This is a genomic window from Pseudomonas sp. Tri1 (genome assembly GCF_017968885.1).
Taxonomy (GTDB): Bacteria; Pseudomonadota; Gammaproteobacteria; order Pseudomonadales; family Pseudomonadaceae; genus Aquipseudomonas.
On record NZ_CP072913.1, the window covers coordinates 3,768,361 to 3,783,026 of the forward strand.

Here is a 14,666-nt window from a genome sequence, read left to right on the forward strand (position 1 = left end):
TCCGGGCTGGTCGACGCGCAAGGAGAGGCATGCATGCTCGATCACCCCGTGTTTGCACTCCCGACGGCTGCGGCTCACGCCGGGGAGCTCGACCCAGGCTTTGCCACTACCGGTAAAGCCTGGGTTCATTTCGCCGATGGTGCATCGAGCCTGACCACAGGGCTGACCATCGACCATACCGGGCGGATTCTGGTGGCGGCCAGGATCGATACCCCCCACGGCAGCCGGTTCGGGCTGGCACGGCTCAATCATGACGGCTCGAGCGATCCTGGCTTCGGCACCGGCGGTTGTGTCATCGGCTCTTTTGAACAGAACTTCGAAGCGACTGCAGGCAAAGTGATTGAGTTGCCCGACGGGCATATCCTGTTGTCAGGCCTGCACTACGAAGGCCCCGACCGCACCTTTCCCGCCCTGGCGCTGTTCGATCAGCATGGCCGTGCCGTACAAAGCTTCGGCAACGCTGGGCGGCAGGTCATCCGGCTCTGCGGCAATCTCTCCCAAGGCCTGCGCGACCCGTGGTTGCCGCCCGGCGTACCGGGCCTCGAAGCCTGTGACATGCGTGTGCAAGCCGATGGCCGGATTCTCCTGCTGGCCAACCATCATTACCAATTGTCTGATCATGTCGGCGTGCTGATCCGGCTGTTGCCCGATGGCACCTTGGATACCTCGTTCAACAATCGCGGTTTTGTGATGGTCCGGCGCTTGTTGAAAAATACCTGGCTGGGCTGCCTGATACTCCAGGCCGACGGCAGCATCGTGGTGGGCGGTGCCATCGACCTGCCCCAACATGGCTTAATGGCCCGCTATGACCCCAGCGGCAAACTCGATGACAGCTTCGGCGAGAACGGATTCCTGTCCATCATGATGCAAGGGCACAGCGTCATGGTCAGCCAGATCGTCGAGCACGAAAACGGTGATTTGCAGGCATTGGGCAGCAGCCGCGACCCGATGCATTGCCTGTCCTTCAAGGTACGCCAGGACGGCACGCCAGACCGGCATTGCAACCAGGGCCAGTGTCGGCTCCTGGAGGTCGGCCGCAACGCCAGCCAATGGACCGCCGCCCAGATTCTGCCGGATGGAAAGCTGGTGACCGCTGGCGCCACCATCGGCGGTATCGAGGCTGATTTCATTGTTGCCCGGCATCTGCCGGATACCAGCCTCGATCCCGATTTTGGCCAAGGCGAAGGCTGGGTTCGCACGCGACTGGGCTATAGCCTGGACACCGCTACCTCCATCGCCGTGCAAGCTGACGGGAAAATCCTGGTGGGGGGCTACTCGTTGCATGGCCGTTATCGAGCGGTGGTGACACGGTATTGGGCCTGAGCCGGATTCCTCCAGGCTAACAGTATTCGTTCCTACGCTTGATCTTCCGCATTTCTTACGGCAAGTTGCGCGCTTCTAATTAAAAGGAGCAGCCGATGTCCGGTCCAATGGCTCAAGCGTTCGCGCATAACTTTCTTGGGCACTCACCGCGCTGGTACAAGGCGTGCATCATCACCTTCCTTATTCTCAATGCCGTGGTGCTGTGGACCCTGGGCCCGGTCGTTGCCGGTTGGATGCTGGTCGTGGAGTTCATCTTCACCCTCGCCATGGCCCTTAAATGCTACCCGCTGATGCCCGGTGGGCTGCTGCTGGTTGAGGCCCTCGTACTGGGCATGACCACACCCAAGGCGCTGTACGACGAGCTGCTGCACAACTTTCCGGTGATCCTGTTGCTGATGTTCATGGTGGCCGGGATTTACTTCATGAAGGACCTGCTGCTGTTCCTGTTCTCGCGCCTGCTTCTGGGGGTTCGCTCCAAAGCGGTGCTGTCCTTGATGTTCTGCTTTCTCTCGGCGTTCCTGTCGGCGTTCCTGGATGCCTTGACCGTCACAGCGGTCATCATCAGCGCCGCGGTGGGCTTCTATGCGGTGTATCACCGTGTGGCTTCAGGCAATGATCCGCGCCAGGACAGCAGCGTCGATGAGGACCACGACCTGCCGTCGCGCCATCATGAAGACCTCAATCAGTTTCGGGCATTTCTGCGCAGCCTGCTGATGCATGGCGCCGTAGGCACCGCGCTGGGTGGTGTGTGCACCCTGGTAGGCGAACCACAGAACCTGCTGATCGGCCATGAAATGGGGTGGCATTTCGCGGACTTTTTCGTAAAAGTCGCGCCTGTGTCGTTGCCCGTGCTGGCGGCAGGGCTGTTGACCTGCGTGGCGCTGGAAAAGCTGCGCTGGTTCGGCTACGGCACGCTGTTGCCGGAAAACGTACGCACCGTACTGGCCGACTACGCCGAGCAGGACAATCGCGAACGCACTGCGCGTCAGCGGGCGGCATTGATCGTCCAAGGTATCGCCGCCCTGATTCTGATCGTGGGCCTGGCGCTGCACATTGCCGAAGTCGGCCTGATCGGCCTGATGGTCATCGTGTTGATTACCGCCTTCACGGGGATCACCGACGAGCACCGTCTCGGTAACGCGTTCAAGGACGCCATGCCCTTCACCGCACTGCTGGTGGTGTTCTTTGCCGTGGTGGCGGTCATTCATGACCAGCAACTGTTCACCCCGCTGATTCAATGGGTGCTCGCCCTGCCCGCCGATCAACAGCCAGGCATGCTGTTCATTGCCAACGGCCTGCTGTCGGCCATTAGCGACAACGTATTCGTGGCGACCATCTACATCACCGAAGTGAAGCAGGCCTTTGTCTCCGGCCACATGAGTCGTGAGCAGTTCGAGACCCTGGCGGTGGCCATCAACACCGGCACCAACCTGCCCAGCGTCGCCACGCCTAACGGCCAGGCCGCCTTCCTGTTCCTGCTGACCTCGGCGATCGCACCACTGATTCGCCTGTCCTATGGCCGGATGGTCTGGATGGCCGCGCCCTACACCGTGGTAATGGGTGGCTTGGGCTGGTATGCAGTGACGTACTGGCTGTAAACGCTCCCCCTGTGGGAACGAGCTTGCTCGCGATGACGGCGGCACATTCAGCATAGATACGGCTGAACCGGCGCTATCGCGAGCAAGCTCGCTCTCACAAAGGCTCCTGGTCGCTATCGGGGCAGGATGTACCGCTCGATCGCCAGCGCCGCACCGTCGTCGACAACGGCGGCTGTAATGACATCCGCCTGACACTTGATCGCCTCCTCCGCCTGCCCCATGGCAATCGACAGTCCCGCACGATGAAACATCGCTGGGTCATTGCCGCCATCCCCCATGGCCGCCGTCTGCTCCAGCGGCACATCCAGGAACGCCGCCAGGGTCGCCAGCGCTTGCCCCTTGTTGGCCTGCATCGCCGTCACGTCCAGGTAGATCGGCTGCGAACGCGATACTTGGGCCTGGTCCTTGAGCAGTGGATGCAACCGTGCCTCCAATTCAACCAATAGATCCGTATTGGCGCTGGTAGCGACGATTTTATCGATGCGCTCCAGGTAAGGTTCGAAGCTGTCGACCTGCACCGGCGGATAGCCCAGGCCACGGGTTTCCACTGGCACCATCGGCCCGTTGGCATCACGCACCAGCCAGTCGCCATCGGCGAATACCCACACCTCGATACCGGGCTGATCGGCGTACAACGCCAGGGTGGTCAGCGCCGCCTCGGCAGGCAAGTAATGCACGGCAAGGAAACTGCCGTCCGGATGAACCAGTGTGCCGCCATTGAACGCAGCAGTGGGCAGGTCGACGCCCAGGGCCTCGATCTGTTGCAGCATCGCCCGGGGCGGCCGCCCGGTGGCGAGACTGAACAGCACACCGGCTTCGCGCAATGCACGAACGGCCTCGATGGTGCGTTGGTTGAGACTGTGGTCAGGCAGCAGCAGCGTACCGTCCATGTCACTGAGCAAAAAGCGGATGGGGTGTTTCACCTGAATACTCATCCGAGGCTGTGCCAGACGCGACCGTCGCGTATCAGCAGATCATCGGCGGCCGACGGGCCATCTTCTCCGGCCTTGTAAGGCTGGACCGTGGCATCTTGTTGCCAGGCATCGAGGAAGGGTTGCACCACACGCCAGCCGTTTTCGATGTTGTCGGCGCGCTGGAACAACGTCTGATCGCCGGTAAGGCAATCGTAGATCAGGGTTTCGTAGCCCGTGGATGGTTGCATTTCGAAGAAATCCTTGTAAGCGAAGCCCAATTCAATATTCGCCATGTCGAGTGCCGGCCCTGGCCGTTTGGCCAACAGGTCGAACCACATGCCTTCATTGGGCTGAATCTGGATTCTCAGGTACGTAGGTTGCAGTTCGTCGACTTCGGTATCACGAAACTGCGCGTATGGCGCCGGCTTGAAGCAGATGACGATTTCCGTGTCGCGCACACTCATGCGCTTGCCGGTGCGCAGGTAAAACGGCACGCCCACCCAACGCCAGTTGTCGATCATGACCTTGAGGGCGACATAGGTTTCGGTGCTGCTGTCGGCAGCCACATTCGCTTCCTGGCGATAGCCCTTGACCGCCTTGCCAGCGACTTCACCGGCCGTGTACTGGCCCCGTATGGAGTTGGCACGCGCCTGCTCCACCGACCAGGGCCGGATGGCCCCGACCACCTTGGCTTTTTCCCCGCGTACCGCGTCTGCGCCAAATGCCGCCGGCGGCTCCATGGCCACCATCGCAAGCAACTGGAACAAGTGATTGGGCACCATGTCCCGCAGGGCGCCGGTGTGCTCATAAAAACTGCCACGGGTTTCCACACCGACGGTTTCGGCGGCAGTGATTTGCACGTGGTCGATGTAGTGGTTGTTCCAGAACGCTTCGAACAAGCTGTTGGAGAAACGGCTGACCAGAATGTTCTGCACCGTTTCCTTGCCCAGGTAATGGTCGATCCGATAGATCTGTTTTTCGCTCATGACCTTGAGCAGGCAGGCGTTCAGCGCTTCGGCGGTTTGCAGGTCGGAACCGAACGGCTTTTCGATCACCACGCGCCGGAAAGCATCCTCCTGCTCCTGAAGCAGCCCGGCCGCGCCAAGGCGGCTGACCACCTCACTGAAAAAGCGCGGCGCGGTCGCCAGGTAGAAAACCGCATTGCCGGTGCCGCTGGCGGCGATTTTCGCCGCCAGCGCCTGGTAGGTGCTGTCATCGAGGAAATCACCCTGGATGTAGCTGATCCCCCTGGCCAGCTTGGCCCACAGTACCGGGTCGAGCGCACGGCTGGCATCGCCGCCCTTGCTCGCCGTTTCGTGACGGATGAAGTCCTCGAGTTTCTTGGCGAAGTCCACGTCGCTGATGGCGTTGTGATCGACGCCGACTATCCGCAGCCCATCGCCCAGCAGACCGTCACGACTGAGGTGGTAAAGCGCCGGCATCAGCAGGCGCTTGACCAGATCACCATGGGCGCCGAACAGGAACAACGTGGTCGGCGGCGCGGCTTCTGCCTTGGATTTGCTGCCGATCGAGGTCATTTTTTCGGTGTCTCCACGTGGCCGCCAAAGCCGAAGCGCATGGCCGAGAGCATCTTGTCGCCGTAGGTGCTTTGCTGGCGGGAACGGAAACGGGCGAACAACGAGCTGGACAGCACCGGGACCGGCACGGCTTGTTCAATGGCCGCCTCGATGGTCCAGCGCCCTTCCCCGCTGTCAGCGACTTCGCCGGAAAAACCGTCGAGTTGCGGATCACTGGCCAACGCATCGGCGGTCAAGTCCAGCAACCAGGAGGAGACTACGCTGCCACGCCGCCAGACTTCGGCGATATCGGCGACATTCAGGTCGAAACGCTGTTGCGCCGGCAAGCTTTCGCTGGATTTGGTCTTGAGGATGTCAAAGCCTTCGGCGAAAGCCTGCATCATTCCGTATTCGATGCCATTGTGGATCATCTTCACGAAATGCCCGGCGCCTGCCGGACCTGCGTGGATGTAACCGCGCTCGGCGCGGTCGTCGTCCGACTTGCGGTCACGGGTACGGGGGATATCACCCATGCCAGGGGCCAGGCTGTCGAACAGCGGATCCAGGCGCTTCACCACCTCGGCGTCACCGCCAATCATCATGCAGTAACCGCGCTCCAGGCCCCAGACGCCGCCAGAGGTGCCGACGTCGATGTAGCCCAGGCCTTTTTCCGACAGGGCCTGGGCCCGACGAATGTCATCCTTGTAGTACGTGTTGCCGCCATCAATGATCACATCGCCCGGCTCAAGCAATTCGCTGAGGACGTTGATGGTGTCTTCGGTGGGTGCGCCCGCCGGCAGCATGACCCAGACCGCCCGCGGTTTCTCGAGGCCGGCGACCAACGCCGGCAGATCGGTAACGCCCGTGGCGCCTTCCTGGCGCAGGTTTTCGACAAAAGCGGCATTGCGGTCATAAACGACGGTGGTGTGCCCATTGAGCATCAGGCGCCGCGCAATATTGCCGCCCATGCGGCCCAGTCCAATAATCCCGAGTTGCATGTGCTGATGCTCCCTACTACAAATAAAGGTGTGTCAAAGATGAAACGCTATCGACTAGTGGAGGTTAGTCCAGAGCATTGCTGCATAGTTTCCGGGTAATTCGAGCGATCACAAGGGATAACGCTCCAGATCCGGCCGAAGACACAGCGACCATGAAAAATAAAAAAGTTCCAATCACAAGCAAAAGAAATCAGAATCGGCGCCGATAGTAGAGGTGTCGACCAAAAACTGGCGGCATCTCTATAGTTGATGTAGCCATTTGCGAGGTGAGCAATGGGCCCTGTCGTTACCGCACGTCCTCCCCAAACCCTTTACGTGACCATTCGTCGCGACGAATTACGCCTACTCAAGGAAGAACGTGATCTGCTGCTCGATGAAGTGATGCAGTTGCGCATGCAGTTGCAGCACGCACAGCTACCCCAGCAAAGCCAGACGCTGGTTCGATAACCTGCCCTAGAGGCACGGCACCAGGAAGTGATACCGGCCAATCCGGCGTCACTTCCATGCAAGCCCCGCCATGGGCTCTTGTGGCGAGGGGATTTATCCCCGCTGGACCGCGCAGCGGTCCCGGACACCTGCGCCTGGTATGCCGATCTCTGACTGTTGCCTAGCAGGGTTGCTACGCGACCCAACGGGATAAATCCCCTCGCCACAGATAAATACCCTCGCCGCAGATCCCCCTCGTCACAAATAAGTCCTTCGCCACAAGCGCATTCGCACCCAACTCATCGATTTGTATCCGAAAAACTCACGAAGTTTTCACACCTCTACCGCAATACTCCCGGCCTTTTAGGGTTGCTCGGCGTATGCCCGCGGTCACCAACCGGGTGCCTGTGGCTTCGTCGATGAGGGCTGGAGCGCTTGATGAGCTTGTTCAAACGCAGCAAAACGACTGCGAAAGGTTTCGACTGGGCCGGGCTGGGCTGGCTTTTTCTGTTCTTCTGGTATTTCTCGGGTATTACCCAACTGCTGATTCTGCTAAGCGACACATCCGGCTTCACGGGGTTTCGCCAGGCGTTCGTGATGAGTGCGGTGTGGCTGGCGCCTATGCTGCTATTCCCCGCCCGCACGCGCGTGCTCGCTGCGTTGATTGGCGTGGTGCTGTGGGCCTGCTCCATGGCCAGCCTCGGCTACTTCTTCATATACCAACAGGAATTCTCCCAGAGCGTCATCTTCATCATGTTCGAATCGAACGTGTCTGAAGCTGGCGAGTACCTGACGCAGTATTTTGCCTGGTGGATGGTGGCGGCTTTCCTGGCCCATACCGTCGTCGGCTATTGGCTCTGGACTCGGCTGCGTCCGGTGTACCTGCCCCGAGGCCAGGCCTGGGTGGCAGCCGTCGTGATTGTGGGGGCCGTGGTCGGGTACCCGCTGGTCAAGCAAACCCTGCGTACCGGCGATTTCGCCGGTGGCCTGGAGAAGTTCGAAGATCGCATCGAGCCCGCCGTGCCGTGGCAAATGCTGGTGGCTTATCGTCGCTATGGTGAGCAGCTGGAGAACATGCAAGGCATGTTGCACAGCGCCAGCAAGATCAAGCCCCTGAGCAACCTCAAGGACGCCATGGCTGACCAGCCGGCAACACTGGTGCTGGTGATCGGCGAGTCCACCAACCGCCAGCGCATGAGCCTTTATGGCTACCCGCGGGAAACCACACCGGAGCTGGACAAGCTCAAGGACCAGCTGTCGGTTTTCGACAACGTCATCACACCGCGCCCCTATACCATCGAAGCGCTGCAACAGGTGCTGACGTTCGCTGACGAAGAGAACCCGGATCTGTACCTGAGCACGCCATCGCTGGTGAGCATGATGAAGCAGGCCGGCTACAAGACCTTCTGGATCACCAACCAGCAGACCATGACCAAGCGCAACACCATGCTCACGACCTTCTCCCAACAGGCCGATGAGCAGGTGTACCTGAACAACAACCGCAACCAGAACGCCGCGCAATACGATGGCGACGTGATCGAACCGTTCAACAAAGCCTTGGCCGACAGCGCACCGCGCAAGCTGATCGTGGTGCACCTGCTCGGTACTCATATGAGTTACCAGTATCGTTATCCGCCGACCTTCAACAAGTTCACCGACCGCCAAGGCGTGCCCGCTGGCGTGAGTGACGATCAGGTGCCGACCTACAACAGTTACGATAATGCGGTGCTGTACAACGACTTTGTGGTGTCCAGCCTGATCAAGGACTACGCCAAGACCGACCCTAATGGCTTCCTGCTGTACCTGTCGGACCACGGTGAAGACGTGTTCGACTCACTGGGCCATAACACCTTGGGCCGCAACGAAGCCAAGCCGACCGCGCCGATGTACACCATTCCGTTCATGGCCTGGGCCTCGCCGAAGTGGCGCGAAAGCCATGACTGGAACCTTGCCGGTGACCTGTCACGGCCCTACAGCAGCTCCCATCTGATCCACACCTGGGCAGACCTGGCCGGTTTGAGTTTTGATGAGCTGGACCACAGCAAGAGCCTGGTCAGCGCGGACTTCAAGGCTCGCCCGCTGTTGATCGGCAACCCTTACGAAAGCCAGCACAAGGGGTTGATCGACTTCAGCCTGATGAAGCCCAAGGCGCCGGTGGCTGAGGTTGTGCAGAAATAACTGCACCTACAGGTAATGCTTTTCGCTTAGGGAAAACGGCGCTTCTCTTATAGGACAAGCGTCGTTTTTTTGGATTGTGTTATGGGCTTGCTTTTAAAGGGGCTTTATCCAAAACAACATACGCCCGTGGGCTGGGTCGAACATGCCAGCGGAAAAACCAAATTTGGCGTAACTGCCCTGGGCCACGGCATTCCCCTCAAGCACCTCCAGAGTGATCTTGCAGCAACCGCGCTGGCGGGCAATGTCCTCGACTTTCTGCAACATCTTCTGGCTCAGCCCGAGCCCGCGAAAATCCTTCATTACCGCCACATCGTGGATATTGACCAGCGGCCGGCAGGCAAAGGTGGAAAAACCTTCGAAGCAGTTGACCAGCCCCGCCGGTTCGCCGTTGACGAAAGCCAGCACGCTGAACGCATGGGGGCGCTTGGCCAGTTCCTCGGGCAGGTGCAGCAGCACCTCGGCGGGCAGCGAGTGGCCACCCCCCATTGGATCCTCTGCATAGCCATTGAGCACGTGGCAGATTGCTTCGGCATGAACCGGGTTGGTGTAGCTGGCTTGCAGTACAAGAATGTCCTTGGCTTCTTCCATGACCTTCCATCTCACTTCGGTAGTACCGACGGCTTGAGGTCGTCGGCGGGATATAGGTCAGGCGGGCTGACCAAAACGTTGCAATTGCATTTCCTGGAGGCGACTGAGGGTACGGCGAAACGGGAATTGCAGATAGCCCTCGGTATACAACTGATCCATCGCCACCTGGGCCGAAAGGTACAGCGGCACCTTGCGGTCATAGCACTCGTCGACCAGCGCGATGAAACGCCGTACACCATCGTCATGCACCGACAATTGTGGCAGTTCGCGATCACCGGCCACCACTCGCTCGACACCGTCTTCCGTGCCACGAGCAATGCGCCCTTCGCGCTGTTCGGCGCTCAGGCAGGGTACGTCACTGAGCAGGATGACCTTGAAACGGTCGCACAGGGCCATGAAATCCACGGCCGAAAACGGTTGCTCACATAGGTCCGGGTAACGGCTCCAGAGCACCGTTTCACTGGCCTGGACCGGTTCAAGCAGACGATGACCGACATTGATCGGCTCGCTGCTCAGTGTCTGCCCTGCCGTCAGTTGGCCAAAGACATCACCCAACGGTTCGGGTTGCCCAGGTTCGCGCAGCCAGTAGCGCTGCTGCAACTGGCCCGGATGCTGGCGATGGTCTTGCCATCCGTTGACCGGCACGACTTGCATGTGCTGCTTGATCGCAGTGATGGTCGGCATGAACCGTTCACGGTTGTGGCCGTTGGCGTAGAGCTCCTCCGGCGGCAGGTTGGAGGTGCTCACCACCACCATGCCCTGTTCGAACATCACTTGGAACAGCCGGCCAAGGATGATGGCATCGCCGATGTCGCTGACAAACAATTCGTCGAAACACAGCACCCGCACTTCTGCACTCAACTCCCGGGCCAGGGCTTGTAAAGGGTCCGGTGTGCCAGTGAGCTGGAACGAGCGCTGATGCACCCAGGCCATGAAGTGGTGGAAGTGCTGACGGCGGGCTGGCACCTTGAGGCTTTCATAGAAGCGATCCATCAGCCAGGTCTTGCCGCGCCCGACCGGGCCCCAAAGATAAACGCCCTTGATCGACCTGCGGCCCTCGTGCACCGCCTTGTGGCATTGCTCCAAGGCCATGATGGCCAACTCCTGGGCTTCGTCCTGGACAAAACCGTGGTGTTTGATGGCATGCTGCCAGGCACTCAAGGGGGAGTCGAAAGTCATACGGCCCAGGTCCGGGAAATGAAGGTGGGGAGTATGCCACGACGGACGACCTGGGGAACCCTGCACAGAGCCCCTGCGGCGAGGGGATCCAGCGAAACCAAATCCCCTCGCCACAACAGTGTTCACATAACCGGGTGCAGAACGCTAGATCGAGATATCCAGCCGACTGATCTTGCCTTGCTCATCGAGGCGGAAGGTATAGCGCAGCTCCAGCGGGCTGCCGGGAAAGGTGCCTGAGATCAGGTTATGCACCAGCACCTTGCCGGTTCGTTGCTGCACATTGAGCACTTGCACCTTGGGCTGGTAGCGCCGCGCGGCGTCTTCCATCCATTGGGCGATGGCCTGGGTACCGGCCCGGTGCTGGCCTTCATCGAATACGTTGGCATCCTCGGCGAAGAAACGCGTCACCGCCGAACTGTCACGGGCATTGGCGGCCGCGATGTAGCCGGCGATGGCCGGGGCCAGGGAAGAGACGGGATTGGACATGGTGGGGCTCCTTGTTTTATCGATCTGGCGCCATGCTAGAACAGCCCTGTGTCAGTTTTTGTCAGGAGTGAAGCGGCCGTTTTCATCCAGTTCCATCAGCTTGAACCAGGCACGCAACCAGTCACTGCGCCTGCCGGGATAACGCTCGCCCTGTTCGGTGGCCGAGGCGATGCGGTCGGTGCGAAAGGTCCGATAGGCGCCGCGCAATTCGCACCAGGCCACCACTACCCGCGCCTCATTGAAAAAGCCCAGGGCCAGCGGCCAGATCAAGCGCTGGCTCGGGGTTTTGTTCACATCGGCGTAATCGATGTGTAACTTGGCCTGCGTGCGGATGGCCTGGCGATAGACATTCAGCTCCACCGTATTCTGCGGATAGCCACAGCCAGGCGGCCCGGGCAGCACCGTGGGATTGCGCAAGGCGTCCCGCACGTCAGGGGCCAGCACCGCCGCGACTTTGGCCAATGCATCGGCGGCGGCCTTGCCCAACACGTCGTCACCACGCTGATCGACGTAGCGCAAGCCCAGCACAATGGCCTCGATTTCATCGGCAGTGAACATCAAGGGTGGCAGGAACAAGCCGCTGCGCAACACATAACCAATGCCCGCTTCCCCCTGGATCGGCGCACCGAGGGCCGAGAGTTCGGCGATGTCACGATAGAGCGTACGCTCGGAGACTTTCAGCTCGGCCGCCAAGGTCGCGGCGGTGACCGGGCAGCGTTTGCCCCGCAAGACTTGCAGCAGAGTGAGCAGCCGAGTGGTACGCGACACGATGGCGATCCGGAAGGAAAAAGTTGACGCAGATTAGCAGAGGCTGGTGTCAGAAACTGTCAGGAGCACTTTGCTATAGAGTGCATAACCGGGTGAAGCCCGCTTTCTGTGGCGAGGCAGCTTGCTCCCGCTTGGTTGTAGAGCAATCGCAAAAGCCAGGGGCTGCTGCGCAGCCCAGCGGGAGCAACGCCCTCGCCACAAAATCTCCCTCGCCATAGGGGTTTGCGGTTGCCTTGAGACGTGGTGGTATCGTGCCCATCAGTGTTCCGAGTTTTTCTCCATCTCTTGAGAGTTTATCCATGCGCAGAATCCTCGGCTTGTCCCTTTTCCTGATGTTGCTCAGCTTGAGCGCCTGCGCCCTCTTCCCGCACCGGGATCCGTTGAACATCAACGTGGTCGGCATCGAACCATTGCCCAGCCAGGAGCTGGAGATGCGCTTTGCCGTCAAGCTGCGCTTGCAGAACCCCAACGAAACCGCCATCGACTACAACGGCGTGGCCCTGGACCTGGAGGTCAACGGGCGTACCTTGGCATCGGGTGTCAGCGACCAGAGCGGTACCATTGCGCGCTTTTCCGAAGCGGTGCTGAGCGTGCCGGTGAGCATTTCGGCGTTTTCCGTGCTGCGTCAGACCCTGGGCCTGAGCCAGACCCAAAGCCTGAATAACCTGCCCTATGTGCTCAAGGGCAAGCTCGCCGGCGGCGTGTTCGGCACCATGCGTTTCGTCGACCGCGGCACCCTGGACTTGCCAGGCTCCGCGGCCACCTGGTGATCAAGCGGTAAATCGCACGCCGGGCTTGGCGCGCTCATCCACCACCAGCTCGAACACGTCCGGCCTGGCATAGTGCCCGACCACGTCATAGTCGTAGCGCGCCCGCACCAGTTCATCGGTATCGATTTCGGCGGTCAATAGCCCGGCCGTGTCTTTCAGCGGCCCAGCCAGTACATCGCCCATGGGCCCGACAATCACACTGCCACCGGCAATCAACGGTCGCTCGGCCGGCCAATGGGCAACGTCGATGCCCAGCGCCTGTGGCGAGGCCTGGACCTGACAGGCGCTGACCACAAAACAACGGCCCTCATGGGCGATGTGACGCATGGTCACCTGCCACATCTCCCGCTCATCCACCGTCGGCGCACACCACACCTCGACGCCTTTGGCGTACATCGCGGTGCGCAGCAACGGCATCATGTTTTCCCAACATACCGCAGCACCCACGCGCCCGACCTGGCTGTCGATCACCGGCAAGGTCGAACCGTCGCCCTTGCCCCAGATCAGCCGCTCAGTGCCGGTGGGCATCAGCTTGCGATGCTTGGCCACCAGGCCGGCCTCGGGCTCGAAGTACAGCGCCGTGCAGTACAAGGTGCTGCCGGCCCGCTCGATAACGCCCAACACCAAGCTAGCCCCGGTGCGCGCCGATAGCCCGGCCAACGCCTCGGTTTCAGCACCGGGTACGTCGATGGCATTGGCAAAATACCGGGCAAACGCCTCGCGCCCCTCCGGCAGCCGGTAACCCAGTTGAGTCCCGAACCCCTCGCCCTTGGGATAGCCACCCAACAAGGCTTCGGGCATCACCACCAAACGGGCGCCAGCCTGGCGGATGGCGTCTTCATAGGAAAGGATCTGCGCCAGGGTCTCGTCCTTGCCGCCGGGCAACGAACCGATCTGCAGGGCAGCGACAATGGTTTTTGGCATGGTGTTCGACTCCTTGATAATCAGGTGTTGCTGATTCTCAGGGGGCAGCCGATCATGAATAAAGCCCCGATCGCTGCTAAATGATATGAGCCTTATGAATATCGCCGATGTCGACCTCAACCTGCTCAAAACCTTCGAAGCCCTGCACGATGAATCCAGCGCCAGCCGCGCCGCGTTGCGCTTGGGCGTGACCCAGTCGGCCATCAGTGCAGCCCTGCGCAGGCTTCGAAACCTGTACGACGATCAATTGTTCGTACGCACCGGGCGCGGCCTGGCACCGACCCTGCGGGCCAACCAGCTCAAACCGGTGATCAGCGATGCCTTGAACAAGTGCCGCCAGAGCCTGGCGATGGTCGACCCGGATGCTGGCCATTACGAAGGCCGTTCGGTCATCGTCGGGCTGTCCGACGACTTCGAGATTGCCCATGGGCGACGCTTGATCGAGGAAGTGGCGCGACATGCGCCGGGGTTACGCTTGATTTTTCGCCAGACCCACAGCCAGATCGTCGGCCGGGCCTTGATGGAGCGCAGCCTTGACCTGGCGATCGCGGCGGGAGGTTTCAGCGAAAGGTTACTCAGCCGCCAGGTATTGGGCGAAGGCGACTATGCCTGCCTGGTAGACCCGGCCAGCCTGACGCAGGGCCAGCAAAGCCTCTCCCTGGAAGCGTTCGTGGCCCGCGAACATGTGCTGGTGTCTTCCGGTGGCTTCATCGGCATTACCGACGAAGGGCTGGCCGGGCTCGGTCTGAGCCGGCGGGTATGCGCCTCGACCACCCACTTTGCCGCGCTGCCGTTCCTGCTCAAGGGCAGCCAGGCGGTGGCGACCATTCCGACCCATGCCGCCCGGGCCATCGCGTCGCTCAGCGGCCTGGCATTGCTGCCCTGCCCCCTCGCCTTGCCGCGCTATCCCATTGAACTGGGCTGGCGAACCCACGCGCAAATGGATCCTGCGGTGGTCAAGGTTCGCGAGGCCATTGTCGCCACCTTCGCGTAAAGC

14 protein-coding genes are annotated in these 14,666 nt (G+C 60.7%); 6 read left to right on the plus strand and 8 right to left on the minus strand.

Annotated elements, in window-relative coordinates:
- Window positions 1–33: 33 nt before the first annotated feature.
- Together J9870_RS16030 and nhaB are read left to right on the plus strand one after the other, a co-directional pair.
- Entirely contained in the window at window positions 34–1,323 is a 1,290-nt protein-coding gene (locus J9870_RS16030; RefSeq protein WP_210638986.1) for a delta-60 repeat domain-containing protein, read from the plus strand.
- A gap of 95 nt (window positions 1,324–1,418) precedes the next feature.
- Window positions 1,419–2,921: a sodium/proton antiporter NhaB gene (nhaB, locus tag J9870_RS16035; protein WP_210638987.1), complete on the plus strand. Its 1,503-nt coding sequence runs from the start codon at window positions 1,419–1,421 to the stop codon at window positions 2,919–2,921.
- A gap of 113 nt (window positions 2,922–3,034) precedes the next feature.
- Here nhaB and J9870_RS16040 read toward each other — a convergent pair whose 3' ends face one another.
- From J9870_RS16040 to gnd, 3 genes are read right to left on the minus strand one after another with little or no spacing between them, the layout of a single operon-like run.
- A complete protein-coding gene (locus J9870_RS16040; RefSeq protein ID WP_210638988.1) occupies window positions 3,035–3,856 on the minus strand; it encodes an HAD family hydrolase in 822 nt (273 codons plus the stop codon).
- The gene (gene zwf, locus J9870_RS16045) at window positions 3,853–5,373 is read right to left on the minus strand and encodes a glucose-6-phosphate dehydrogenase (protein ID WP_210638989.1); all 1,521 of its coding nucleotides are present in this window, start codon (window positions 5,371–5,373) and stop codon (window positions 3,853–3,855) included. Before zwf ends, J9870_RS16040 begins: the two co-directional genes overlap by 4 nt.
- On the minus strand, window positions 5,370–6,350 hold the full coding sequence (gene gnd / locus J9870_RS16050) for a phosphogluconate dehydrogenase (NAD(+)-dependent, decarboxylating) (RefSeq protein ID WP_210638990.1): 981 nt from the start codon (window positions 6,348–6,350) through the stop codon (window positions 5,370–5,372). The genes zwf and gnd overlap by 4 nt, the downstream gene beginning before the upstream one ends.
- A 273-nt stretch (window positions 6,351–6,623) precedes the next feature.
- Between gnd and J9870_RS16055 the strand changes: the two genes are divergently transcribed.
- Together J9870_RS16055 and J9870_RS16060 are read left to right on the plus strand one after the other, a co-directional pair.
- Window positions 6,624–6,797, plus strand: coding sequence for a DUF6026 family protein (locus J9870_RS16055; RefSeq protein ID WP_210638991.1), 174 nt, complete (start codon window positions 6,624–6,626; stop codon window positions 6,795–6,797).
- Between the two features lie 417 nt (window positions 6,798–7,214).
- Entirely contained in the window at window positions 7,215–8,954 is a 1,740-nt protein-coding gene (locus J9870_RS16060; protein ID WP_210638992.1) for a phosphoethanolamine transferase CptA, read from the plus strand.
- A gap of 93 nt (window positions 8,955–9,047) precedes the next feature.
- On the opposite strand, the gene J9870_RS16065 is transcribed toward J9870_RS16060, so the two are convergent.
- From J9870_RS16065 to J9870_RS16080, 4 genes are all read right to left on the minus strand, one after another.
- Window positions 9,048–9,542, minus strand: a complete 495-nt coding sequence (locus tag J9870_RS16065; RefSeq protein ID WP_210638993.1) for a GNAT family N-acetyltransferase — start codon at window positions 9,540–9,542, stop codon at window positions 9,048–9,050.
- A 57-nt stretch (window positions 9,543–9,599) separates the two neighbouring features.
- Entirely contained in the window at window positions 9,600–10,721 is a 1,122-nt protein-coding gene (gene zapE / locus J9870_RS16070; protein ID WP_210638994.1) for a cell division protein ZapE, read from the minus strand.
- A gap of 144 nt (window positions 10,722–10,865) precedes the next feature.
- Window positions 10,866–11,207: a nuclear transport factor 2 family protein gene (locus tag J9870_RS16075; protein ID WP_210638995.1), complete on the minus strand. Its 342-nt coding sequence runs from the start codon at window positions 11,205–11,207 to the stop codon at window positions 10,866–10,868.
- Window positions 11,208–11,258: 51 nt separating this feature from the next.
- Entirely contained in the window at window positions 11,259–11,975 is a 717-nt protein-coding gene (locus tag J9870_RS16080) for a YafY family protein (RefSeq protein ID WP_210638996.1), read from the minus strand.
- A 299-nt stretch (window positions 11,976–12,274) separates the two neighbouring features.
- Here J9870_RS16080 and J9870_RS16085 point away from each other — a divergent pair, with 299 nt between their 5' ends.
- Window positions 12,275–12,745: an LEA type 2 family protein gene (locus tag J9870_RS16085; RefSeq protein WP_210638997.1), complete on the plus strand. Its 471-nt coding sequence runs from the start codon at window positions 12,275–12,277 to the stop codon at window positions 12,743–12,745.
- On the opposite strand, the gene J9870_RS16090 is transcribed toward J9870_RS16085, so the two are convergent.
- Complete coding sequence (locus J9870_RS16090; protein WP_210638998.1) at window positions 12,746–13,669, minus strand: carbon-nitrogen hydrolase family protein; 924 nt, start codon at window positions 13,667–13,669, stop codon at window positions 12,746–12,748.
- 85 nt (window positions 13,670–13,754) lie between these two features.
- Here J9870_RS16090 and J9870_RS16095 point away from each other — a divergent pair, with 85 nt between their 5' ends.
- Window positions 13,755–14,663: a LysR family transcriptional regulator gene (locus J9870_RS16095; protein WP_210638999.1), complete on the plus strand. Its 909-nt coding sequence runs from the start codon at window positions 13,755–13,757 to the stop codon at window positions 14,661–14,663.
- Window positions 14,664–14,666: the final 3 nt, after the last annotated feature.

Bases quoted from the DNA above. Each gene is read 5' to 3' on its own strand.
- nhaB (WP_210638987.1), top strand. From the start codon at position 1,419: ATGTCCGGTCCAATGGCTCAAGCGTTCGCGCATAACTTTCTTGGGCAC.
- J9870_RS16065 (WP_210638993.1), bottom strand. From the start codon at position 9,542: ATGGAAGAAGCCAAGGACATTCTTGTACTGCAAGCCAGCTACACCAAC.
- J9870_RS16055 (WP_210638991.1), top strand. From the start codon at position 6,624: ATGGGCCCTGTCGTTACCGCACGTCCTCCCCAAACCCTTTACGTGACC.
- J9870_RS16085 (WP_210638997.1), top strand. From the start codon at position 12,275: ATGCGCAGAATCCTCGGCTTGTCCCTTTTCCTGATGTTGCTCAGCTTG.
- zapE (WP_210638994.1), bottom strand. From the start codon at position 10,721: ATGACTTTCGACTCCCCCTTGAGTGCCTGGCAGCATGCCATCAAACAC.
- J9870_RS16040 (WP_210638988.1), bottom strand. From the start codon at position 3,856: ATGAGTATTCAGGTGAAACACCCCATCCGCTTTTTGCTCAGTGACATG.
- J9870_RS16090 (WP_210638998.1), bottom strand. From the start codon at position 13,669: ATGCCAAAAACCATTGTCGCTGCCCTGCAGATCGGTTCGTTGCCCGGC.
- zwf (WP_210638989.1), bottom strand. From the start codon at position 5,373: ATGACCTCGATCGGCAGCAAATCCAAGGCAGAAGCCGCGCCGCCGACC.
- J9870_RS16095 (WP_210638999.1), top strand. From the start codon at position 13,755: ATGAGCCTTATGAATATCGCCGATGTCGACCTCAACCTGCTCAAAACC.
- J9870_RS16060 (WP_210638992.1), top strand. From the start codon at position 7,215: ATGAGCTTGTTCAAACGCAGCAAAACGACTGCGAAAGGTTTCGACTGG.
- J9870_RS16030 (WP_210638986.1), top strand. From the start codon at position 34: ATGCTCGATCACCCCGTGTTTGCACTCCCGACGGCTGCGGCTCACGCC.
- gnd (WP_210638990.1), bottom strand. From the start codon at position 6,350: ATGCAACTCGGGATTATTGGACTGGGCCGCATGGGCGGCAATATTGCG.
- J9870_RS16075 (WP_210638995.1), bottom strand. From the start codon at position 11,207: ATGTCCAATCCCGTCTCTTCCCTGGCCCCGGCCATCGCCGGCTACATC.